This window comes from Streptomyces sp. CB01373, assembly GCF_002803075.1.
GTDB lineage: Bacteria > Actinomycetota > Actinomycetes > Streptomycetales > Streptomycetaceae > Streptomyces.
Map to the genome: position 1 here is coordinate 148,534 of NZ_NNBK01000002.1, position 22,115 is coordinate 170,648.

Here is a 22,115-nt window from a genome sequence, read left to right on the forward strand (position 1 = left end):
TGCGTGAGGTGGGCCCGGCTGCCGCGGGCCCGCTCGCGGTGGGCGATACGGCCCCGACTGTTCCGGCCGACGTTGGTACTGCCGTGAGTGAGCCGAGTGCGGCGGCTGCGGGTCCGCCCGTGATGGGTGGTGCGGATTCGACTGGCTTGGGTGAGGCGGGCTTTCTCGCCGTGCGAGAGGTGGGTCCGGCTGCGGTGGCCGATGGCGGGCTGGTCCGCGCGAGCAGGGCAGTCGCGGCCCGAGCCGCCGGTGCGGCGGCGGTCGGCGGTTGGGCCACCGGCATGGCCGGTGCGGGCTCGGTTGCGATTGGCAGAGGGGCGGCCGGTGTGATCGGCGCCCGCTCGGCTGTGGTGGCCGACGGGGGTTTGGCAGACGTGGGTCCGGCCGTCCCGGGCCGCGCGAACTCCGGCGCGGTGAGGGAAGTGCCCTGCTCAGCCATGGCGGTTGGGGTGGGCCCGGTGGCGGCGGGCCGGGCGAGCGCGGCGGGCGTGGCTGTGCGGGGCACCGTGGAGGCGGGCGCACGGAGTGCCCCGGAGACGGGCCTGCGGGGTGCCTCGGGGGCGGACGGCGGCGCCGAGGTGGCGCTCGTGGGTCCTGCCGTGGCGCCGGACTGGCGGGAGCGGGCCGGGGCCGCGGTGCGCGAGCGGATGCCGTTGTGGTTGCAGACGCGGTGCGGGCTGGAGCGCAGGAACGTGGTCGCGCTCACCGTACTGTTCGCCGTCGCCGCGCTCTTCGCCGTGCAGCACTTCTGGAGCGGCCGTACGCAGACGGTCCAGGCACCCGAGGTGATGCGTGCCGTGGCTCCCCACGAGGAGCAGGGACGGGACAAGGCCGCCCAGGCCGGGGCCCCGGTCACCGCGCGGGGCCCCGCGGCGTCCCCCGGCACGGAGATCGTGGTGGACGTCAGTGGCAAGGTCCGGAGCCCCGGGATCCAGCACCTGCCGGCCGGTTCGCGGGTCGCCGACGCGCTCCAGGCGGCCGGTGGGGTGCGCCCTGGCACCAACACCGACGGCCTCAACCGGGCCCGCTTCCTCGTGGACGGCGAACACGTCGTCGTCGGCGGCCCGGCCCCCGCCGCCGCACCGGATGCCCCCGGGCCGGGACCAGCCGGAGCGTCCGGTACGGATAGCGCGGGCACGTCCACCGCGCCGGTCGCCCTCAGCACGGCCACCGCGGAACAGTTGCAGACCCTGCCCGGCGTCGGTCCGGTGCTGGCCCGGCGCATCATCGACTACCGCACGCAGCACGGCGGCTTCCGCTCGGTGGACCAACTGCGTCAGGTCAGTGGCATCGGCACCCGCCGCTTCGCCGATCTGCGCGACCTGGTCAGCCCATGAGCCCGCACACCGCCCCCGACACCGATGCCGGGCGAGAGCCCGCGCTTCCCGGCCGCACGACCCCGGCCGAGCCCGCGCCCGACCCGTCCCACACCCGCCCGGAGGTGCATGCCGCCTCCGGCAAGCGACTGGGAGCCGCCCACCCCCGGCAGGAAGGACCGGTGGACCTCCGGCTCGTCCCACCCGCCCTCGCGGCCTGGGCGACGGCGGCGGTGGCGCTGGACGCCTCCACGGGCCGGGTGACCGGCTTCGTGGTCGTCTGCCTCGCCACCGCCGTAATCCTGCTCTGCCGGCGCGGCGGAAGACGGAGAACACCCGCGACGGGGCAGTCGCCCGCCCCAGCCGCAGGGCGGCCCCGGTCGCATGCCTCGTGGACGCGTACCTCCGCTGCCGCAGTGCTGCTCGCCGCCGCCGCGGCAGCCGTGTCCGCAGGGCTTCACGGGGCGGATGTGCGCCGGGGTCCGGTGCCCGCTCTGGCACGGCAGTTCGCCACGGTGACCGCCGAGGTGGAACTGACCTCCGACCCCCGGCTCACCCGCCCCCGGATCCGCGGCGACCGCCAGGCACCCGCCTCCGTACGGATGGACGCCGAGGTGCTGCGCGTCGACCGTCCAGGTTCGGCGGCGGCCGTGGCGACCCGGACTCCGGTACTGATCCTCGTCAACACCGGTTCACAGGCGGCGGCCCGCGCCGAGAGCCCGTCAGGGGGCCATGTGCCGGGCGGGCACGGCGGACGCCCCGCGGAAGAGGCGCAGCGCTCACCCTGGCTCGGGCTGCTGCCGTCCACGCGGCTGAGAGTGACCGCGCGGCTGGAGCCCCCGATGACGGGCGGCGACCGGATCGCGGCGGTCCTCCGGGTCCGGGACCGGGCGGCGCCCGAGGTGGTGGCCGAGCCGTCCGCGCCGCAGCGGCTGGCGGGCCGGCTGCGCGCCGGGCTGCGGGAGGCGACCGACGGCCTGCCGCCGGACGCGCGGGCCCTGCTGCCGGGACTGGTCGTCGGAGACACCTCGCGGATCAGCCTCGAACTCGACGAGGCGTTCAAGGCGACGGACCTCACCCACCTCCTGGCCGTCTCCGAGAGCAACCTCACCATCCTCCTCGTCCTGCTCCTGGGGCCACCGGGCCTGGCCCAGCGGGTGGAGCGCCGTGGCCTGGCGCCGCGGCTCGGCCTCACCCTGCGCGGCACCGCGCTGCTCGGAGCCGCGCTCACTCTGGGGTTCGTCGTCGTGTGCCGGCCCGACCCGAGTGTGCTGCGGGCCGCGGCCTGCGGAGCGGTGGCACTGCTCGCCCTCGCGACCGGGCGCCGCAGATCTCTGCTTGCCGCCCTGGCGACGGCCGTTCTGCTGCTGGTGCTCTACGACCCATGGCTGTCGCGCAGTTACGGCTTCCTGCTGTCGGTGCTGGCCACCGGGGCCCTGCTCACCCTCGCGCCCCGCTGGAGCGCGGCGCTGCGCCGGCGCCGGGTGCCCGCCCGGGCGGCCGAGGCGCTGGCCGCGGCGGCAGCGGCGCAGGCGCTGTGCGCGCCCGTCGTCGTCCTGTTGTCGGCCCGGGTGAGCCTGGTGGCGGTGCCGTGCAACCTGCTCGCGGAGGCCGCCGTCGCGCCCGCCACGGTGCTGGGTTTCGCGGCGCTGGCGACGGCGACGCTCGCGATGCCGGTGGCGAAGGCGCTCGCCTGGTGCGCGAGTTGGCCGGCCGGATGGATCGCGGACGTGGCCAGGACCGGGGCGGCCCAGCCCGGCGGGGGAGTGGACTGGCCGGACAGCTGGACCGGTGCGCTGCTGCTGGCCCTCGTCACGGCGGTAGCCGTGCTCGTGGGCCGGCGGCTGCTGAGACACCCCTGGGTCTGTGCGGTCTGCGGGGTGCTGCTCCTGCTGGTGGTCGTACAGCCGCCGCCGCTGACCCGGGTGATCACCGGCTGGCCGCCGCCGGGCTGGCGGTTCGCGATGTGCGACGTGGGGCAGGGCGACGCGACGGTGCTCGCCGCGGGTCACGGCGCCGGTGTGGTCGTGGACGCCGGACCCGACCCGACGCTGGTGGACCACTGCCTGCGCAAGCTCGGCGTCACCAGGGTCCCGCTGGTCGTGCTGACCCACTTCCACGCCGACCACGTGGCCGGCCTGCCGGGCGTACTGCGCGGACGTGCGGTGGGCGCGATCGAGACGACCGGGTACGAAGAACCCGCGCAGCAGGCCGAGTTCGTACGGCGGGAGGCGGCCCGCCGCGGCATTCCGCTCACCCACGCCGGTGCCGGTGAGCAGCGCGGCACCGGCGACCTGACCTGGCAGTTCCTGTGGCCGCCACCGTCCCCCGCCCCGGACCCGGACGGACCCAACGACGCCAGCGTCACACTGCTCGTCCGCTCCGGCGGACTGCGGCTGCTGCTCCTGGGCGACCTCGAACCCCCGGCCCAGCAGGCGCTGTTGGACTCACCGGTGAGCGCGCGACTGGCGGGCGTGGACGTGCTCAAGGTCGCCCATCACGGCTCGGCGTTCCAGAGCCCGGACCTGATACGTGTGGCGGCCCCGCGCCTGGCCCTGATCTCCTGCGGCGCGGACAACCCCTACGGGCACCCGGCTGCTCCCACCGTCGCGGCGCTGCGGGCGCTGGGCGCGGTGGTGCTGCGCACGGACCGGGACGGGGCGCTCGCGGTGACCGGGGCGGGTGCGGGAATGCGGGTGGCGCGGGACTGAGCGCCGGGCTGTGCGCCGACTGTGGGGAAAGTGAGGTGAAATTGTTTGTTTTCTGTCAATGAGAGGCCAGTTGCTTCTCCTTGCGTGCTGTCCCACGGCATGTGTCGGATTCTCGTGATGTGGCCTCGTGTTGCCTGGAATGCCCTGTTGGTGATCGAATACTTCTTCGGCAATGGAAATGTCGAGGCATGCATGGGGTGGCGCAGATGTTCGGCCGCTGGCTGGGAAACCGGACGAACCGGGTGCAACAGGCAAGTCCGCTCGCGGCGGTGCAGACCCCGCCCGACGCCGGGGTGCTGAGCTGCCGGGTGCTCGATCCGATCAACGAACCGCTGGGGCACGCGGAGTTCACCGTGAGCGACGCGATGGGGCGCACGGTGGTCGCCGGCGGCACGGATCCGTACGGATTGTTCCTGGCGACGGTCCCGGCGGGAGAGTACCGGCTCGCCATCTCCGCGGAGGGGTACAGGCCGCACCGCGCGACCGTGTTCGTCCGTGAGAACACCCTGGCCCCGTTGGGCGATGTGACCCTCCAGGCCGCCCAGCCGCCGGACCTGCCGGCGCCGGGCGACTGGGAGATGGAGGCGGCGCACTCCTCGATCGGCTTCACCGCCCGGCACATCGGGCTGGCCCGGATCCACGGGCGGTTCAACTCCTTCGCCGGGGCGGTGCGGATCGCCGACCCCGTGGAGCGGTCCGCGATGCACGTGGTGATCGACGCCTCGTCCATCGACACGAACGTACGGATGCGCGACGACCATCTGCGCTCGGCGGACTTCCTGGACGCGGCGAACTTCCCGACGCTCGAGTTCTACAGCGAGCGGTGCGTGCACAGGGGCGGCAGCCGATGGGCCGTCACCGGCGCGCTGTCGCTGCACGGCGTGACGCGTACGGTCACCCTCGACGTGGAGTACCTCGGGCTCGGCAACGGCATCGAGGGCGAGGTGCGGGCGGCCTGCCGGGCCACCACCGAACTGCACCGGGACGACTACACGGTGAGCTGGCAGACGATGCTGGCACGGGGGATCGCCGTGGTCGGGCCGACCATCCAGGTCACCCTCGACGTGCAGCTCGTCCCCAAGGCCTGACAGCCGGCCGGGCACGGCGGCCGTCCCGGACGCCGCCGACCGCCTCACGTCGGGGTGCCGGACAATGGCCCCGTGAGCGATGTGAGACACGTACTGGTGCTGCCCGACCGCGATGCCGCGGAGGAGGCGGCGCAGGCGCTCGCGGAGCGGTTCGCGGTCGACGAGGAACCGCGGATCGTCCGCGACGCGCTGGCCGGTGAGGACGACGCCGAGGACGCGCAGTGGCTTGTCCTCCTCCGGGACGAGGGGGAACGGCTCGATCCGGCGGAGCTGGACGCGTTCGCCGGGGAGTGGGAGGGCTGGCGGGAGGAGCCCTAGCCGTCCCGCGACCCTCCTCGCGTCCCGCGCCGGGGGCGTTGTCGGTGGTCCGTGGGATGCTTGTCGCGATGGCCAGGAAGACTGCGAACGACGACCTTCTCGCCCCGGTGACGCTAGCCGTGGGGCAGGAGGACCTCCTGCTCGACCGTGCCGTGCGGGAGGTGGTGGCCGCCGCCAGGGCCGCCGACGCCGACACGGACGTACGGGACCTCACCCCGGACCAGTTGCAGCCCGGCACGCTCGCCGAGCTGACCAGTCCGTCGCTCTTCGCCGAGCGCAAGGTCGTGGTCGTGCGCAACGCGCAGGACCTGTCGGCCGACACCGTCAAGGACGTCAAGGCGTACCTGGGGTCGCCCGCCGAGGAGATCACGCTGGTGCTGCTGCACGCGGGCGGCGCCAAGGGCAAGGGTCTGCTCGACGCCGCGCGCAAGATCGGCGCGCGCGAGGTGGCCTGCCCGAAGATGACCAAGCCGGCCGACCGTCTCGCCTTCGTGCGGGGCGAGTTCCGCGGGCTCGGGCGCTCGGCCACACCAGAGGCGTGCCAGGCGCTGGTCGACGCGATCGGCAGCGATCTGCGGGAGCTGGCGTCCGCGGTGGCGCAGTTGGCCGCCGACGTCGAGGGAACGATCGACGAGGCCGTCGTCGGCCGCTACTACACCGGGCGGGCCGAGGCGTCCAGCTTCACGGTCGCCGACCGGGCCGTCGAGGGACGGGCTGCGGAGGCGCTGGAGGCGCTGCGGTGGTCCCTGGCCACCGGCGTGGCCCCGGTGATGATCACCAGCGCGCTCGCCCAGGGCGTGCGGGCGATCGGGAAGCTTTCGTCCGCGCGCGGCGGCCGTCCGGCCGACCTGGCGCGGGAACTGGGCATGCCGCCCTGGAAGATCGACCGCGTCCGGCAGCAGATGCGCGGCTGGACCCCGGACGGCGTGGCCGTCGCCCTGCGCGCCGTCGCCGAGGCCGACGCGGGTGTCAAGGGCGGCGGCGACGACCCCGAGTACGCCCTGGAGAAGGCGGTCGTCGCCATCGCCCGGGCGGCCCGCTCCAGAGGACGCGCCTGACATGCCCCGCACCACCGGCTGAGCTGCCCTGCACCACCGGCTCAGACGCCCGGCGCCGCCCCGTTTCGGGTCACCCATGACGTGCCGCCCCGCGCCGCCCCGTCTCGGGTTGCTCATGGTGTGGCGGCCCGCGCCGCCCGTCTCGGGTCACCCATGACGTGCCGCCCCGCGCCGCCCCGTTTCGGGTCGCTCATGGTGTGGCGGCCCGCGCCGCCCCGTCTCGCGTCGCTCATGGTGTGGCGGCCCGCCTCGCCCCGCTCGGCGCGATCCCATGACATGCCGCCGGCGTCTCGCCCCGCGCAACCCATGACGTGGCGCCCCACGTCAACCCGCGGCAAAGGCCCCCTTCACGCTTCCGAGACCTTCAGGCCCCCGCGGCCTCACGCCTTCGCGTTCCTCGCGCATCCGCGCCCCTCACGCTCCCCCGACACGCCGAGGACCCCGTCGCTCTCCCTGGGGAAAGGGAGTGCGACGGGGTCCTCGGGTCACGCCGTTCGGTTCCGCGCCCGCGTGGCGAACGCAGGCCGCGCGCGGAGCCGGGGGGCCGGTCGGGGGCGGATGAGAGAGGGCCCGCCCTGGGTCCTTCCGGCCACTCGGATCCCTGAGGATCCGTTCAGATCAGGGAAGGAGATCAGCCCTTGAGGGTCGTCACCTTGGTGGCCAGCGCCGACTTCTTGTTGGCGGCCGCGTTCTTGTGGATGACGCCCTTCGAGACGGCCTTGTCGAGCTGACGCGCGGCAGCGCGCTGCAGCTCGGTGGCCTTCTCGGTGTCACCCGCGGCAACGGCCTCGCGGGCCTTGCGGATCGCGGTCTTCAGAGAGGACTTGACGGCCTTGTTGCGCAGCCGGGCCTTCTCGTTGGTCTTGTTCCGCTTGATCTGGGACTTGATGTTCGCCACGAATGAGCCTTTTCAGGTTCTGGCACGGGGCCGCACGGGTCCCGTACCGCTGATTTCTTGAGATGTGCCTCGCGCGAAGAGTGCATGAGACACAGTCGCCCAGGCTACCAGCGGCCCGCTGGGTGGCCCAAACCGGTCCCCGGTCCGCGCCCGTGGGACCATGGAAGCTACGTATCGTTCCGACCCGAGGCACAAGGCGCCTCAAGAAACAGGACCCTGCGTGCCCGCGACCCCTGACAACGTGCCCGAGCCGAGCCGTACCGCCCCGGCTCTGATCCGCAATTTCTGCATCATCGCGCACATCGACCACGGCAAGTCCACCCTCGCCGACCGGATGCTCCAGCTGACCGGGGTGGTCGAGCAGCGGCAGATGCGCGCCCAGTACCTCGACCGCATGGACATCGAGCGCGAGCGCGGCATCACGATCAAGTCCCAGGCGGTGCGCCTGCCGTGGGCCCCCACCCACGACCCCGGCAACACGCACATCCTCAACATGATCGACACCCCGGGGCACGTCGACTTCACCTACGAGGTCTCGCGGTCGCTCGCCGCCTGCGAGGGGACCGTCCTGCTCGTCGACGCGGCCCAGGGCATCGAGGCCCAGACCCTCGCCAACCTCTACCTGGCGATGGAGAACGACCTCACGATCATCCCGGTCCTCAACAAGATCGACCTGCCGGCCGCCCAGCCGGAGAAGTTCGCCGAGGAGCTGGCCAACCTCGTCGGCTGCGACCCCGACGACGTGCTGAAGGTCTCCGCCAAGACCGGCCTCGGCGTCGACGCGCTGCTCGACCGGGTGGTCAAGGAGATCCCGGCCCCGGTCGGCGTCGCCGACGCCCCCGCCCGCGCGATGATCTTCGACTCCGTCTACGACTCCTACCGCGGCGTCGTGACCTACGTCCGTGTCATCGACGGCCAGCTCGGCAAGCGCGAGCGGATCCGGATGATGTCCACGGGCGCCACCCACGAGCTGCTGGAGATCGGCACCAACTCCCCGGAGATGCTGCCGGCCGACGGCCTCGGCGTGGGCGAGGTGGGCTATCTGATCACCGGTGTGAAGGACGTCCGGCAGTCCAAGGTCGGTGACACCGTCACCAGCCAGCACAAGGGCGCCGAGGAGGCGCTCGGCGGCTACAAGGACCCGAAGCCGATGGTCTTCTCCGGCCTGTATCCGCTGGACGGCTCCGACTACCCCGAGCTGCGCGAGGCGCTGGACAAGCTCCAGCTCAACGACGCCGCCCTGGTCTACGAGCCGGAGACCTCCGCCGCCCTCGGCTTCGGCTTCCGCGTCGGCTTCCTCGGCCTGCTCCACCTGGACGTGATCCGTGAGCGGCTCGAGCGCGAGTTCGGTCTCGACCTGATCGCCACCGCCCCCAACGTGGTCTACCGCGTGCTGATGGAGGACGGCACCGAGCACACGGTGACCAACCCCAGCGAGTTCCCCGAGGGGAAGATCGACGAGGTGCACGAGCCGGTCGTACGGGCCACGATCCTCGCACCGACCGAGTTCATCGGCTCGATCATGGAGCTGTGCCAGACCCGCCGCGGCACCCTCCTCGGCATGGACTACCTCTCCGAGGACCGCGTCGAGATCCGCTACACCCTCCCGCTCGCCGAGATCGTCTTCGACTTCTTCGACCAGCTCAAGTCCAAGACCCGCGGCTACGCCTCCCTCGACTACGAGCCCACCGGCGAGCAGAGCAGTTCCCTGGTCAAGGTCGACATCCTGCTGCACGGCGACAAGGTGGACGCCTTCTCGGCGATCACCCACAAGGACCAGGCGTACGCGTACGGCGTGCGGCTCGTGGCCAAGCTCAGGGAGCTCATCCCGCGGCAGAGCTTCGAGGTGCCCGTCCAGGCCGCCATCGGCTCCCGGGTGATCGCCCGCGAGACCATCCGCGCCATCCGCAAGGACGTCCTCGCCAAGTGCTACGGCGGTGACATCTCCCGCAAGCGGAAGCTGCTCGAGAAGCAGAAGGAAGGCAAGAAGCGCATGAAGATGGTGGGTTCCGTGGAGGTTCCGCAGGAGGCCTTCATCGCGGTGCTCTCCAGCGACGACAGCGCGGGGTCGGCCAAGGGCAAGAAGTGACCGTCCGCTAGCCCGGAGCGGGCGGACGCGACCCGGTGAACCGGGTGAAAAAGGGGCCCGTCGTGCGAAAGCGCGGCGGGCCTCTCCGCATCCGCCCGGTAGCTCTCCGTGGAAGTGCCCGGGCGCGGCCCCTTACGCGGTGGCCGGTCGCGCCTTAGTCTGATCCTGCCTGTTAGTTACTCGTGAGTTAAACAAGAGTCCGAACCACCATCCGTGAGTCACCCAGCCGCAAAGAGCCAGCCGCACCGCCGCGGGCCCCGGAGGATGTCGTGAGCGACGCACAGAACCTGATCGAGAACCGTCCGCCCTCCGTGGCGGCCCTCTTCCTGGAGCGCGTGGCGGCCACACCGGGCGCCGAGGCCTACCGCTACCCCGTACCCGCGGCCTCCGGCGAGGGCCCGGACGAGTGGAGGTCGCTGAGCTGGGCGCAGTCCGCCGAGCGGGTCTACGCGATCGCGGCCGGACTCATCGATCTGGGCGTGCGGCCGGAGGAGCGGGTCGCGCTCGCCTCCTCCACCCGTGTGGAGTGGCCGCTGGCCGACCTCGGCATCATGTGCGCGGGCGCGGCCACGACGACGGTCTATCCGCAGACCAACGCCGACGAGGCGGCCTTCATCCTGTCCGACTCCCAGAGCAGGGTGCTCATCGCGGAGAACGCCGAGCAGGTGGCCAAGGTCGAGGAGAAGCGCGCCGAGCTGCCCGAACTGCACCATGTCGTCGTCATCGACCCGGACGGCGTCGAGACCGGCGACCGGGTGATCGGCCTGGCCGAGCTGGAGCGGCGGGGCGCCGCGTACCTGGCGGAGCACCCCGAGCTGATCAAGGAGCGGGTCGGCGCGATCACCAAGGACCAGCTCGCCACCCTCATCTACACCTCCGGCACCACCGGCCGCCCCAAGGGCGTCCGGCTGCCGCACGACAACTGGTCGTACATGGCCAAGGCCATCGCCGCCACCGGCCTGGTCGGCCCCGACGACGTGCAGTACCTGTGGCTGCCGCTCGCGCACGTGTTCGGCAAGGTCCTCACCTCCGGCCAGATCGAGGTCGGGCACGTCACCGCCGTGGACGGCCGTGTGGACAGGATCATCGAGAACCTGCCGGTCGTACGGCCCACCTACATGGCGGCCGTCCCGCGCATCTTCGAGAAGGTCTACAACGGCGTCGCCGCCAAGGCCCGCGCCGGCGGCCCGGCCAAGTACAAGATCTTCCAGTGGGCCGCCGAGGTCGCCCGCGAGTACGCCAAGGTCACCCAGGACAACTTCAAGCGCACCGGCACCCGGTCCGCGCCCTTCGCTCTGGCCGCCAAGCACAAGGTCGCCGACGCGCTCGTCTACGCCAAGATCCGCGAGGCCTTCGGCGGCCGGCTGCGCGCCTGCGTCTCGGGCAGCGCCGCCCTCGCCCCGGAGATCGGCTACTTCTTCGCCGGCGCCGGCATCCACATCCTGGAGGGCTACGGCCTCACCGAGTCCTCCGCCGCCTCCTTCGTCAACCCGGGTGAGGCCTACCGCACCGGCACGGTCGGCAAGCCGCTGCCCGGCACCGAGGTGCGCATCGCGGACGACGGCGAGATCCTGCTGCGCAGCCCCGGCATCATGGAGGGCTACCACAAGCTGCCCGAGAAGACCGCCGAGGTGCTGGAGGCCGACGGCTGGTTCCACACCGGCGACATCGGCGAGCTCTCCCCGGACGGCTATCTGCGCATCACCGACCGCAAGAAGGACCTGATCAAGACCTCCGGCGGCAAGTACATCGCGCCCGCCGAGGTCGAGGGCCAGTTCAAGGCGGTCTGCCCGTACGTCTCCAACATCCTCGTGCACGGCGCCGACCGGAACTTCTGCACCGCGCTGATCGCCCTCGACGAGCCCGCGATCCTGGAGTGGGCCAAGGAGAACGGCCTGGAGGGCAAGCCGTACGCCGAGGTCGTCGCCGCGCCCCGGACCGTCGAGATGGTCGACGGCTACGTCAGGCAGCTCAACGAGGGCCTGCAGCGCTGGCAGACGATCAGGAAGTTCCGCCTGCTGCCGCGCGATCTCGACGTCGAGCACGGCGAGGTCACCCCGAGCCTGAAGCTGAAGCGGCCCGTGGTGGAGCGGGAGTACAAGCATCTGATCGACGAGATGTACGCGGGCGCGCGTGAAGCGTAGCCGCACGGTGTGACCGTAGGGGGCGAGACCACCGGACCTGGCCGGTCCGGGGCTCCCGCCCTGCAGTCGATTTCGCCTGTCCGCCTTTCACTGATCTTGCGGACAGCGGGAATTCGGCGAAGAGGCCTTGGATGAGTGTGATGGCCGCCCTACCGCGTGCCGCGATGGCGCTATGGGCGGACACGGCCGGAGGAGATGCTTGTGAAAGTCGTGGTCGATCACGCGAACGGCCGCTAGGCTGAATGATCCTCAGGGCGCCCGGCCAGCCAGAAGCGGCCTCGGTGCACACGGCTAGGCAGAGAAAGCGTACTCATCTGATGAGCGCAGGTGGCGCGGCGCGCACGCCGGACCCCAGGCTTGCGGAACTAGCCCGCACCTCACGGAACTTCGGCTTCCTGTACGATCCCCTGCCATTGCTCGTCGCCTATGGCGCCGCAGCCGAAGCCCACGTCTTCACCGATCCGAACACCTCGCTGCTCAAGTCCCGCCAGTTCGGCGAGGCCCTCGCCTCCGACCTTGTCCTCCGGGGCCGTGTCCCGTACTCCGGCAGCAAGCAGATCGAGCGCCTTGCGGTCCTGGACCGTGAGGGCTATCTGCACGGCAACGTGAAGGACGCCTTCCACGAGGTCCGGGTTCTGGGCAACAAGGCCAGCCACGACGGCTACGACAACCCCGACGACGCGTTCCGGGCGCTGCGGACCTGTCACCGCCTGGGCGTCTGGTACTACCGCCTGCTCACCGCCTCCCGGGACCAGCGCACCTTCGTGCCGCCAGACCCTGACCGCACCCCGGCCGCCGAGAACCGTGCCCTGCGCACGCAGGTGGCTGAGGCACGCCAGGCCTTGGAAGAGGCGCGCCTCAGCTACGAGGGTCAGACGACCCACGCACAGGCCGAACAGGCCGCCCGTGCGGCCGCTGAACAGGAGTTGGCCGCCGCCACCGCCGAGCGTGAGGAGCTGGCCCGCCAGGTCGAGGCCATGCGCGACCAGCTTGCGGCCCTTCAGCAGGCGCAGTCCGCCGACGACAACCGTCTGCTGCGCCGGCAGGCCACCGACCCGGCCGCCGCCTCCGAGTCCGTGGCCGAACGTGCCCGGCTGCTGGACAACGCCGAGCAGGCCGCCCGCGAACCCCTCACCGAGGCCCAGGTGCGCACGCGCCTGGACGAGATGCTCACCGAGGCGGGCTGGAGCGTCCAGGACGCGGGCGCCGACCTCAACCTCCATGTGCAGGGCGACCGGCGCGGCAGCGGCGTCGCCGTCCGCGAGGTGACCACCGCGACGGGCCGCGCCGACTACGCCCTGTACGTGGAGCGCAAGCTCGTCGGCGTGATCGAGGCCAAGCGGGAGGGCGCGGACCTGACCGCCGCCCAGGCCCAGGCCGACCGGTACGCGGACCACCCCACCGACGCACAGCAGCGCCTGATCGCCTGGCGCACGCCACTGCCGTTCCGCTACGTCTCGGACGGCGGCGAGACCCGGTTTCGCAACACCCTCGACCCGGACTCGCGGACCCGACGCATCTTCTCCTTCCACCAGCCCCGCACCCTGGCCCGGTGGATCCGTCAGGCCGAGCAGGACCCGCAAGCCCCCTCGTACCGCGCCCGGCTGCGCCACCGGATGCCCGAACTCGACGAACGCCCGCTCCGTCCCGCCCAGATCAAGGCGGTGCGCGGGGTCGAGGAGTCCGTCGCGCTCGGCAAGGGGCAGCAGGGCACCGGCCAGTCCCGCTCCCTGGTGCAGATGGCGACCGGCGCCGGCAAGACCTACACGGCGGTCACGTTCGCCTACCGGATGCTCAAGTACGCCCAGGCCGAGCGCGTCCTGTTCCTGGTGGACCGCAACAACCTGGGCGCCCAGGCACAGACCGAGTTCGAGAACTTCACCACCCCCGACACCAACCGCACCTTCGCCGAACTGTTCAACGTGCAGCGCCTGGGCGTCGAGGGCATGAACCCGTCGGCGAAGGTCGTCGTCTCCACGGTGCAGCGTCTGTACATGGAGCTGACCGGGGCCAGCGTGCCCGCGCGGACGGACGCTGACGGCGAGGAGGAGTATTCCTACGAGGCGCCGGGTGAGATCGCCGTCGGCTACAGCCGGAACATCCCGCCGGAGTCCTTCGACCTGATCGTCGTCGACGAGTGCCACCGCTCCATCTACGGCAAGTGGCGCTCCGTCCTGGAGTACTTCGACGCGCCGATCGTCGGCCTGACCGCGACGCCGGTCGCGCAGACCTTCGGCTACTTCAACGGAAATCTGGTCAGCGAGTACACCTACCAGGAGGCCGTCGCCGACGGCGTCAACGTCGACTTCCAGGTGTACGAGATCCTGACCCGGATAACGGGCGAGGGCGGAGTCATCGCCCAGGGCACCATCCCCGTCCGCGACCGTCGCACCCGCCGGCAGCGCTACGAGGACTTCGACGAGGACGTCACCTACGGCGCCAGGGAAGTCGGCGTCGGCGTGATCAGCAAGGATCAGCTGCGCACGGTGATCCGCACCTTCCGTGAGCGCCTGTTCACCGAGATCTTTCCCGACCGGGCCAAGCGCGACCAGGAGACCGGCGAGCTGCTGTGGGACGAGATGTACGTCCCCAAGACCCTCATCTTCGCCAAGAACGACAACCACGCCGAGGAGATCGTCGAGGTCGTCCGGGACGTCTTTGGCAAGGGTGACGACTTCTGCGCGAAGATCACACACGCGGCGAGGAAGCCTGCCGAACGCCTTTCCGACTTCCGCAACCTGCCGCAGCTGCGCATCGCGGTCACCGTGGACATGATCGCGACCGGGACGGATGTCAAGCCGCTGGAGTGCCTGCTGTTCCTGCGCGACGTCAACAGCTGGGCCTACTTCGAGCAAATGAAGGGCCGGGGTGCCCGGACCCTGTCGTTGACCGAGTTCGAGCGTGTCACGCCGGGCGTCGGCCCCAAGACGCACTTCGTGATCGTCGACGCGGTGGGGGTGACCCGCAAGGACAAGGTGGACGCGGGCCCGCTGGAGCGGCACACGGAGAAGGACCTCAACCTGGAGAAACTCCTCCGCCTGACCGCCCGGGGTGTCGCGGAGGACGAGCATGTCTCCACCCTGGCCTCACGCCTCGCCAAGCTCGACCTCCAGATGACGGACGAGGAACGGGCCGAGATCGAGACCCTCAGCAATGGCGTGCCCCTGAAGACCATCGTGCACAACATGGTCGAAGCCGTCGCCGTCGACGAACAGGCCAGGACCAGGGAGGCCGCGGAACAACTCGGCCTCGACCCGGACAAGGCTGTCAGAGCCTCCGTCGAGCGTGCCCTGCAGCCGCTGGCATCCAACCCCGCACTGCGGAGCCGGCTGCTGGAGATGCGCCGCGCGAAGGACATCCTGTACGACGAGACCAGCCGCGACGCCCTCGTGTCCGCCGGCGCCGTCGCGGAGGACGAGTCGACGGCGCGCGACACGGTTCGTGACTGGCGGGCGTACGTGGACGACCACCGGGACGAGATGGCGGCACTCTCCCTCGCCTTCGCCGCCGGTTCACAGGTCCCGCCGCGCGAGGCCCTCCGGCGCCTCAAGGACCTGACGCGCTCCGTGGCCCGCCCGCCGCGCGCCTGGACACCGGACCGGCTGTGGCGCTCCTACGAACAGGTGGGCGAGGCCGTGACAGCGGACCGTTCCGCCGCCCGGACCGCGGCCGACCTGCTCGCGCTGCTGCGGTACGAACTGGCGGGCGGCGCGGAGAACGGCGCCGAGCCGCCCCGCCCCCACCAGGAGGCGGTCCAGGAGCGGTACGCGGCCTGGCTGGTGAAGCAGGAACAGGCCGACGCGAACTTCACCCCGACCGAGCGCTGGTGGCTGGACCACATCGCCGGTGCCACGGTCAAGCGTGTACGCTTCGACACCGCCGACCTCGACTACGCCCCGTTCACCATGCGAAACGGCACGGACGGCTTCCTCGCGGAGTTCGGCGAGACGAGGGCGGAAGAAATCCTCGACGAACTGGACAGGGAGCTGGGCGCGTGACGCTGGGGCTGAATGCGGCGGCGGGGGATGGGCCCGAGAGGACTCCCGGGGAGCTTCCGGCGGGGTGGGCGCGGGCGACAATCTCCGAGCTGTGCGAGGTGAATCCTCGTGGCTTTGACGAGGAGCCCGAAGATGACGACTTCATCTCTCAGGTCCCCATGGCCGCAGTCGAGGCCGAGTCGGGGCGTATGGACGCTTCGGCGCAGGTGCGGTATGGCGATTTCAAGAAGAAGTCCCTGACCCGCTTCCAGGAGAACGACGTTCTCTTCGCGAAAATCACGCCGTGTATGGAGAACGGGAAGATCGCGGAGGCTCAGGGACTGGTCGGTGGCCGAGCTCTCGGCAGCACTGAGTTCCACGTGCTTCGCAGTCGAGGGGCTGTCCTTCCTGAGTATTTGGCGCGTTACCTGTTGCAGCGCACGGTGCGGATCACTGCCGAACAGCACATGTCTGGCGCAGTGGGTCAGAGGCGTGTGCCTCGTCCCTATCTTGAATCGCTTGAGATTCCTGTACCGCCGATCGCTGAGCAGCTCCGGATTGTTGCAGAGATCGATCAGCAGATCGCCCGTATTGAGGCCGGGGAAAACTCGGTCGATGTAGCGAAAAAGCGGATCGCAGACCTGATCCAGGCGATCCGGACTCAGGCACTGTGGCCAGCGATTAATGGACAGCTCCCTGACGACTGGGAATGGGGAATTGTCGACGACGTTCTAGATGATATTGAGGCAGGTAAGTCGTTCACCTGCCTTCCTCGCCCCGCTGGAGACGGAGAGTGGGGCATCATCAAGGTCAGTGCCATGACCTGGGGGGAATTTCGGCCGGAAGAGAACAAGGCACTTCCGCCCGAAAGGAATCCTGATCCCAGACATGAAATTCAGAGTGGCGATATCCTGGTGAGTCGAGCTAATACAGTTGACTACGTGGGTGCGCCTGTACTGGTTGGCCCCACGCGTGGGAAATTGCTCCTCAGTGACAAGAGTCTGCGCCTTGTTCCGAAGTCAAACGTGGACCCGGATTGGCTCATCCACGTTCTTTCCTCGCCGCCAGTCAGGGCTTACTACTCCGAATCGGCGACTGGGACGAGTGACTCGATGCGGAACATCTCGCAGAAAGTCGTTCGGAGCGCAAAAATCCCAGTTCCCCGAAGCAATGATGCCCGCAAAGCGATTGCCCAGGAAATAAACGCTCGTATCGAGTTGGTTGAAGGGTTCCGTGTTCCCCTCGCAGAGCACGGCGAACGGGCCCGCAACCTCCGCGCTTCTTTCTTTTACGCCGCCTTCACCGGCGCCCTCGTCCCTCAAGACCCCGCCGATGAACCGGCATCGGTACTGCTCGACCGGATCCGGGCCGAGCAGAGTCTCAGGGCTCCTCGTCAGCGCGCCACCCGTAAGCCCCGCCCCGCACAGCCCGGTCAGGAAGAACTGCCCTCATGAGCACCGCCCCCGCCCTGGCGAACAGCGCCACCATTCCCCCGGCCCCCCGCCGGTCCGCAGGAGAGACGACCTCGACGCTCGTCAACCGTCTCTGGTCGTACTGCGAGCTGCTCAGGCACTCCGGGGTCTCCACCCTCGACTACGTCGAACAGCTGACCTACCTCCTCTTCCTGAAGATGGCCGACGAGCGTGCCAAGCGCCCGGCGCGGTTCCACAGGAACGAGCCCGAGGAAGCGCTCGTCCCCGAGGGACTCGACTGGCCGAGCCTCACCAGCCGGTCGGCCGAGGACCTGGTGGAGCACTACGAGCACATCCTGCGGGAGCTGGGCCGCAAGGGCGGCACGATGCTCGGCGAGGTCTTCACCAAGGCACAGAACAAGATCCACGAGCCCGCCGTTCTGGAGCGGCTCATCAAGGACCTGATCGACCCCTACACCTGGACCCGCGAGAACCAGGACCTCAAGGGCGACGCCTACGAGGGCCTCCTCCAGCGAGGCGCCGAGGACCGCAAGACCGGCGCGGGCCAGTACTTCACCCCCCGGCCGCTCATCGACGCCATGGTCGACTGCGTGCAGCCCAAGCCCGGCGAGTCGATCACCGATCCCGCCTGCGGCACTGGCGGCTTCCTCATCGCCGCCCACGCCCACATCGCCGAGCGCTACGAGGACCAGCTCTACGGCGACCAGGCCCGCAAGCTCCAGACGGGCGCCATCACCGGTTACGAACTGGTGCGGGAGACCGCCCGGCTCGCGCTGATGAACATGCTCCTGCACGGCATCGGCACCTCCGAGGGCCGCCCCCTGGTCACGGTCCAGGACTCCCTTGCGAAGTCGCCGCACAAGTTCTACGACATCGTGCTCGCCAACCCGCCCTTCGGCGTGGGCTCCGTCACCGGTGAGGCCTACACCGCCCGCAAGGACTTCTGGACGCAGACCACCAACAAGCAGCTCAACTTCGTCCAGCACATCTACACCCTGCTGAAGACGAACGGCCGGGCTGCGCTCGTCCTGCCCGACAACGTCCTGTTCGAGGGCGGCGCCGGCGCCGAGATCCGCCGCCGTCTGCTGGACCTCACCAACGTCCACACGCTGCTGCGGCTGCCCACCGGCATCTTCTACGCCAACGGGGTCAAGGCGAACGTGCTGTTCTTCGACAAGGTCCCGCCTCGGCCCGGTGGCAAGCCCGCCACCAAGCAGCTCTGGGTCTACGACTTCCGCACCGACCAGCGCTTCACCCTCAAGCAGCGTGCCCTGCGCCGCGAGCACCTCGACGACTTCGTCGCCGCCTTCCATTCCGGAGGCACGGACTACTCGGCCCGAAAGCCCAGTGAGTGTTTCCGGCCTTATGAGTACGATGAGTTGATCGCACGCGACAAGGTCAATCTCGACCTGACGGTTCTTCAGTCCGCTTCCGCCTCCTCCGCCCCGCTCGCGCCCCCGGACGTGATCGCCCAGGAGATCGTGGACGAACTGGAAAGCGCCCTGGCCGAGTTCACCGCCGTTGCCCAGGCTCTGAAGAAGGCCGTCGGCACGCACACCGGCGCTGAAGCAGATCCGGCCATCGGCGACCGTGCGAACAACAGCACCACCACTGGCACCACCGAAGAGACAGACCAGGAGCGGTAGCCCGGCTCTCCGTCCTTTGGCCACCCGGCCCGGAGGTCCCGTCGGCGGCCACTCCGTCAAACGGGACGGAACGGCATGTGGGCCCGTACGCACGTACGGGCCCACATGCCGTTCCGGGACAGACACAGGGACTGGGTGAAGCATGGTCTACGGGCTCGGCAACGAAGTGGCAGGAGCGGCAGCGGGGGGTGTGCCGGAGAGGCTCTGGACCGGAGAGGACATCGCCGCACGGCTCCTGAGGTTCTACGACGAGAAGACCAGCACCCGTGCCATCACGCGCCTTCAGTTCGTGGAGCACGTCGGTTACCTACTCTTCCTCAAGCTGGACCACGAGCGCGCACAGAGGCCGGGCCGGTTCGCCCGGAGGTCCGTTGCTCCCGAGGGAACTTGGCCGAAGCTGACGGACCTTAGCGGAGACGCCCTGCACGGCGGACTCACCGAGCTCATGAGGGAACTCGGTGACCAGGCACCCACCCGTTCCGACCGACGGACAGCCGGCATGGTCTTCCGTGACGCCCAGCCTTGGGACCTCGGCCGTATGGCCGAGCTCGCCAAGCTGATCACGGAGCAGATCGACCCCTACCAGTGGCGGCTCATACCCCAGACCGAACTGGGGCGCGCATTTACCATCATGCTGCGCGCCTGCCGGGAGGACATCGACCGAAAGATCGAGACCGGTCAGACCCTGACGCCGTTTCCCGTGCTGAGCGCTGTCGTCAAGGTGCTCGACGTGGGACCCGACGACATCGTCATCGACCCGGCCTGCGGAACCGGCTCCACGCTCATCGCGGCCTACCAGGCGATGCAGTCCACCGATCCGGCCGCCATCGCCGGGGCCGACCTGGACGCCCAGATGTGCCGACTCGCCACCATGAACATCCTGCTCAACACAGGTCGGCCGTTCTCCGATCCAGCACCGGTGAGGCTTGCGGACACCCTCACGCAGAAGGTCCCGGTGGTACGGGCGGAGCCCGGAGTCCTCCCCACCGTAGCCATCTGCAACCCGCCCTTCAGGAGCGACGGCGTGGTGCCCAACGCCATCATGCGGGACGACTTCCTGGCCTACGGCGACTTCCCCACCAACTTCCTCCAGCACCTGATGGTCACCTTGAAACCGGGTGCCCGAGCAGCGGTGTTCGTACCCGACGGAGTTCTGTTCGGTGGTGGCGCCGCGGCCACCGTACGACGGGCGCTGCTGAAGAACTGCGATGTGCACACACTCCTGCGGCTGCCCACCGGGATGTTCCACCGTAAGGGCGTGAGGTCGAATATTCTCTTCTTCACGAAGGCCACCCCCAAGCCGAACCATCAGTCCGTCACGCGGTATCTGTGGGTCTACGACGCCCGCACGGGCAACCACCGTACGGACACCGGAAACCCCGTCACGGAGGCTGACTTCGACGACTTCGTCGCCGCGTGTCTGGCGGGTGGGGACATCACTGAGCGCGCCGAGACGGACCGCTTCCGCCGGTACCTGGTGGGCGACCTGCTGGAGCATCCGACCGCGACATTCGCCTTGAAGGCCAACCTTGCGGCAGAGGTGGATGACTTCGGTTCCCCGAAGGAGATCGCCTCCGAGATCGCGGATCTGCTCGACACCGCAGCCACGCACTTCCGTGAGGCTGCGGCGACCTTGCCGTAGTCCCGTCCGACGTGGGGAGGCGCGCCGACAGCGCCTCCCCACGCGGAGCGATCGAGCCCCCGCTTCAGCCCGCCGCTGCGAAGTCCACGAACGCCGCCCAGCCCTCCGCGTTCACGGAGAGGTGCGGTCGGCACACGTCCTTGGAATCTCGGACATGGACGCTGCCTGGGGCGACGGCCACCTCCACACACTCGCCCCCCTCGTTGCCGCTGTAGCTGCTCTTTCGCCAGACAAGCTGCCGGGAGCTCTCAGCACTCATCTTCCGTCTGCATCCTCTCAATCAGGGCCAGAGACTCTCGCGGAGTGAGCGCCTGGGCCCTGATGCTGCCGTAGCGTGCGGCCAGGATACGGACCTCATCCATGTCCGTGACCAGGCGTGCGACGGTCTGTACCTCCGTATATCCCACTTGCGGCTTTCCCTTTGGGGTCAGCAAAGTGAACGGGCCGCCCATGCCTGCGTGCTCGGTCCGGTCCGTAGGCATCACCTGCAACTCGACTGTACGAAGCCGCCCGAGTTCAAGCAGTCGGTTCAACTGCTCCTTGTGGACATCGGGCCCTCCGATCGGCCGACGAACCACTACTTCTTCGATCACCGCGGTCACCATGGGAGGGGGCCACCGGGTCAGGATTCCCTGACGGTCCATTCTTGAGGCCACACGCTGTTCAATCGTCTCTTCACCAAGCAGAGGCTTGCGCATCTCGTACAGGGCGCGAGTACGCTGCTCGGTCTGGAATAGGCCAGGGATGTCATGGTTGTTGTAGAAGTTGACCTCGACCGCCTCCGCCTCCAGACGCGCGTAGTCCCGGAACCACGCCGGGTGCCGGACCCGTGTGCGTGCCTTGGCCCGAGCCACGTCCTCCTTCGTCGCCTTCAGTAGCCCTCCCGCGTCGAGCAGGTCGTCCGCTGCATCGAGGAACTCGGATTGAGGTGTTCTGCGGCCCCGCTCCAGGGACGAGATGAGGTCCTCGCCGTACCCCAGCCGGTCACCCAACTCCTTCTGGGTCATGCCCGCTCGCTCCCGCAGCAGCTTGACCTGCTTGCCCACGGCCCGGTTGAGGTCGACGAGACCGTCTCCGTTCTCCGGGGTGTCGGGGCGGGATCCTGCGGCGCTCTGACGGGGTCCTGATGTCATCACTCATCCCCCAACCCGCTCGCCCACCGCCCGGTTACTCCCGTCAGCACGGACACACAACCGTCAGCGGCGGTACAGGCGCGTGCCGTACCGATGGTTCCTCTGGTCAGCGTACGGCCATCCGGACACTCTCTGTCACATGAAGCCCGAAATCGGTAACCATCGCCTTGCGTCCCCCCTTGCGTCCCCTCGCGTCCCTCCTCCCGCGTCCTTCAGTCAGCGGTTGAGCTCGACGCGGCGTGGAGCACGCCTCGCACGCCTGCTCGCGACCCAGCAGTTGGCGGACTGGGGGTGGGTCAGGGGCAGCGAACCCCTGGACTCCGCCGATCTGGTCGTCGGTGAACTCGCCGCGAACGCGGTCACGCACGGTCTCGTACCCGGGCGGGACTTCCTGCTCACGATGACGTTCCTCCCCCTCCCGAAGGGGGGTTCCAGCACCCTCCGGGTCGAGGTCGCCGACTGCCGGGGCGAGCGTCTGCCCGCACCGGAAGCGGCTCCGTCCCCGACCAGCGAGCACGGGCGGGGACTGCTCCTCGTGAGCGCGCTCGCCACCCGGTGGGGTGTCACGCCCCGCTTTCCCTCGGGCAAGACCGTCTGGGCCGAACTTCCCGGCCCTCCGGGGTAGGCGCACAGGAACGTCGACGCCGCTCACCCCGGGGCCG

15 protein-coding genes are annotated in these 22,115 nt (G+C 69.9%); 12 read left to right on the plus strand and 3 right to left on the minus strand.

Annotation, left to right across the window (positions count from 1 at the left end):
- Nucleotides 1-437 precede the first annotated feature (437 nt).
- The 5 genes from CG719_RS02970 to holA all read left to right on the plus strand — a co-directional run bounded on the left by CG719_RS02970 (nt 438) and on the right by holA (nt 6,491).
- On the plus strand, nt 438-1,337 hold the full coding sequence (locus tag CG719_RS02970) for a ComEA family DNA-binding protein (protein ID WP_100567172.1): 900 nt from the start codon (nt 438-440) through the stop codon (nt 1,335-1,337).
- Nucleotides 1,334-4,027 carry a ComEC/Rec2 family competence protein gene (locus tag CG719_RS02975; RefSeq protein WP_100566883.1) on the plus strand — a complete coding sequence of 898 codons (2,694 nt, stop codon included), beginning with the start codon at nt 1,334-1,336 and terminating at the stop codon, nt 4,025-4,027. Before CG719_RS02970 ends, CG719_RS02975 begins: the two co-directional genes overlap by 4 nt.
- Nucleotides 4,028-4,233: 206 nt before the next feature.
- Complete coding sequence (locus tag CG719_RS02980; RefSeq protein ID WP_100567173.1) at nt 4,234-5,115, plus strand: YceI family protein; 882 nt, start codon at nt 4,234-4,236, stop codon at nt 5,113-5,115.
- A gap of 72 nt (nt 5,116-5,187) precedes the next feature.
- On the plus strand, nt 5,188-5,433 hold the full coding sequence (locus CG719_RS02985) for a hypothetical protein (RefSeq protein WP_100566884.1): 246 nt from the start codon (nt 5,188-5,190) through the stop codon (nt 5,431-5,433).
- A 68-nt stretch (nt 5,434-5,501) separates the two neighbouring features.
- Nucleotides 5,502-6,491: a DNA polymerase III subunit delta gene (gene holA, locus CG719_RS02990; RefSeq protein ID WP_199836489.1), complete on the plus strand. Its 990-nt coding sequence runs from the start codon at nt 5,502-5,504 to the stop codon at nt 6,489-6,491.
- Between the two features lie 631 nt (nt 6,492-7,122).
- Here the strand turns inward: holA and rpsT are convergent.
- Entirely contained in the window at nt 7,123-7,389 is a 267-nt protein-coding gene (rpsT, locus tag CG719_RS02995; RefSeq protein WP_100566886.1) for a 30S ribosomal protein S20, read from the minus strand.
- 220 nt (nt 7,390-7,609) lie between these two features.
- Between rpsT and lepA the strand changes: the two genes are divergently transcribed.
- From lepA to CG719_RS03025, 6 genes are all read left to right on the plus strand, one after another.
- Nucleotides 7,610-9,478: a translation elongation factor 4 gene (gene lepA / locus CG719_RS03000; protein WP_100566887.1), complete on the plus strand. Its 1,869-nt coding sequence runs from the start codon at nt 7,610-7,612 to the stop codon at nt 9,476-9,478.
- A gap of 269 nt (nt 9,479-9,747) precedes the next feature.
- Nucleotides 9,748-11,622, plus strand: a complete 1,875-nt coding sequence (locus tag CG719_RS03005; protein ID WP_100566888.1) for an AMP-dependent synthetase/ligase — start codon at nt 9,748-9,750, stop codon at nt 11,620-11,622.
- A 317-nt stretch (nt 11,623-11,939) separates the two neighbouring features.
- The gene (locus CG719_RS03010) at nt 11,940-15,620 is read left to right on the plus strand and encodes a DEAD/DEAH box helicase family protein (protein WP_234375388.1); all 3,681 of its coding nucleotides are present in this window, start codon (nt 11,940-11,942) and stop codon (nt 15,618-15,620) included.
- Nucleotides 15,617-17,053: a restriction endonuclease subunit S gene (locus CG719_RS03015; RefSeq protein ID WP_100566889.1), complete on the plus strand. Its 1,437-nt coding sequence runs from the start codon at nt 15,617-15,619 to the stop codon at nt 17,051-17,053. The genes CG719_RS03010 and CG719_RS03015 overlap by 4 nt, the downstream gene beginning before the upstream one ends.
- Nucleotides 17,050-18,678 (plus strand): class I SAM-dependent DNA methyltransferase, encoded by a 1,629-nt coding sequence (locus tag CG719_RS03020; protein ID WP_100566890.1) that lies wholly within the window; start codon nt 17,050-17,052, stop codon nt 18,676-18,678. The genes CG719_RS03015 and CG719_RS03020 overlap by 4 nt, the downstream gene beginning before the upstream one ends.
- A 190-nt stretch (nt 18,679-18,868) precedes the next feature.
- Entirely contained in the window at nt 18,869-20,320 is a 1,452-nt protein-coding gene (locus CG719_RS03025) for an HsdM family class I SAM-dependent methyltransferase (protein WP_159024803.1), read from the plus strand.
- A 64-nt stretch (nt 20,321-20,384) separates the two neighbouring features.
- On the opposite strand, the gene CG719_RS03030 is transcribed toward CG719_RS03025, so the two are convergent.
- Together CG719_RS03030 and CG719_RS03035 are read right to left on the minus strand one after the other, a co-directional pair.
- On the minus strand, nt 20,385-20,579 hold the full coding sequence (locus CG719_RS03030; protein WP_100566892.1) for a DUF397 domain-containing protein: 195 nt from the start codon (nt 20,577-20,579) through the stop codon (nt 20,385-20,387).
- The gene (locus CG719_RS03035) at nt 20,569-21,453 is read right to left on the minus strand and encodes a helix-turn-helix domain-containing protein (RefSeq protein ID WP_100566893.1); all 885 of its coding nucleotides are present in this window, start codon (nt 21,451-21,453) and stop codon (nt 20,569-20,571) included. The genes CG719_RS03030 and CG719_RS03035 overlap by 11 nt, the downstream gene beginning before the upstream one ends.
- A gap of 223 nt (nt 21,454-21,676) precedes the next feature.
- On the opposite strand from CG719_RS03035, the gene CG719_RS03040 reads away from it, so the two are divergent.
- Nucleotides 21,677-22,078, plus strand: a complete 402-nt coding sequence (locus CG719_RS03040; protein ID WP_234375389.1) for an ATP-binding protein — start codon at nt 21,677-21,679, stop codon at nt 22,076-22,078.
- Nucleotides 22,079-22,115 lie beyond the last annotated feature (37 nt).